General features: G+C 68.0%; 1 pseudogene. It reads right to left on the bottom strand.

The features are described 5' to 3' along the window. Nucleotides 1-1,425: 1,425 nt before the first annotated feature. Nucleotides 1,426-1,521, bottom strand: a pseudogene (locus tag BBK14_RS35215) (IS6 family transposase); the annotation flags it as partial. Nucleotides 1,522-1,715 lie beyond the last annotated feature (194 nt).

Here is a 1,715-nt window from a genome sequence, read left to right as displayed (position 1 = left end):
GTGGTACTCGGCGGCCCGCCCTGGCCACCGCCCTGCTCGCGCCAGTTCATGTCTGCCGCGACCATGTGACTTCCTTCGCTACGACAGGAACTCTACCCACAGCCGCGCCCAGATGTCTACTACGGCGGGGACAGATTTTTGGCTCCCAGGAGACAGCTACCCTGCCGCGCACGATGGGGCCCGTCGGCGGCGGCGCCTGCTCGGAAAGGCAGGACAGGGCAGGGCGTCGGCTCCGGTGGAGGAACACACTCGGCCTGCACGACCAGGAAGCAGCCGCGATCCCCTGTCGCAGCCAGATCGCGGCCGGGTCGCGGGATGGTGTGACTGCGACGGCGGGCACACAGGGGATGTGCGGCCGATCCAGACAGACAGGGGACGGGCATGCGCACAAGCCGCGGGGCACGTCGTACTCCACGATGTGGGCCCGGTCCTGTCGAAGGGGCGGTCGGCGCGGGCGTCGGCCAGCGGCTGTTCCTGGTGGGCGCCGCGGACCTTCGGGTCGACGAGCAGGGTCAGATAGATGCCGCCGACCAGCACCCACGACTGGCAGGTCGAACACTGTCAGGAACCCAGCCCGGCGAGCGCAGGGCGCCACACACCGCGCCGCACAGGACCCCGCCCCGAGCCGCCGCGCCCCCGAGGCCATTGACACCCCAGGCGCGTCGGACCGGTCGCTCGTTCGGCGCGTCGCTTCTATCTGTAGGCCACCAGGAGCCGGGCCGCGGGACCGTTGATCGCCTCCGCTGGACGGCTACGTGGGGGTCGCCCCAGAACCGGGGCACGTCGAAGGGCCCTGGTGTCAATGGCACCAGGGCCCCGCAAATTCAACACCATCTACTAGCTAGCTAGGTACGTCAAGTTCCCTGAGTCCGCGTAGCCGGCCCCGGAGGGCGGGCGTGCGGAGATCGCGATGCGTGACCGGGGACCACCTTCCAATCTGGGGCCTGCGGTAGCCGAGCGAGCTAGACCATCGCTCGGGCGATCCTGATGGCATCTACTCCTCTGCTCGTCGTCTGGTCGGGTACTGCTGAACTTCTGTCGTGGTGCTCGGCGGCCTGCCCTGGCCACCGCCCTGCTCGCGCCAGTTCATGTCTGCCGCGACCATGTGACTTCCTTGGTTACGACAGGAACTCTACCCAGGGAAGCGCTCGATGTCTACTGCAGCGGGAGTAGATTTTCCGGAATCGAGGAGGTAGCTACCCTGCAGCGGCCGATCGTGCCAGGCATCGCCGGCACCGGCCCGGGAAGGCAGGGATACGCGTCAGCTCCGCTGGATGGAACGCCCCCGACCTGGCCGACCTGCTCGACGGCCTAGCCGAGTCAGACTGGGACGCTGCGTCGCTGTGCGCCAGATGGCGGGTACGCGACGTGACGGTGTTGCGTTCTGAGGAGGCGAGGCATGCCAGCGGCCATGGTGACCTTCGGTCAGACAGCAGCAGCGAGTTCGGTGAACGCGGCGGCCAGCCGCAGCCTCGGGTCGATGTCGACGGCGAGCTCGTAGTGGCCGCGGCGGATGTTGCGKAACGACCGCACCTCGACCCATCACTTGATCACGCCCGACAATCAGCGCGAAGGCCTGCCCTGGCCGGACGCAACAGAGCCGTACATCACGCCCTGGTCAGAGGTTCACGGGTCTTCGAAGTTAAGCGGGGTTGAGACATCCGCGGGCTCGGCGGGTGGTTGCGCAGCGTGTCCGTAGCCGCTGGTTGGTTGGG

It is taken from the genome of Parafrankia soli (assembly GCF_001854695.1).
In the GTDB taxonomy this organism is placed as follows: Bacteria; Actinomycetota; Actinomycetes; order Frankiales; family Frankiaceae; genus Parafrankia; species Parafrankia soli.
The sequence above is the reverse complement of the archived record's forward strand: the minus strand, read 5'-3'. Positions and strand labels throughout refer to the sequence as shown.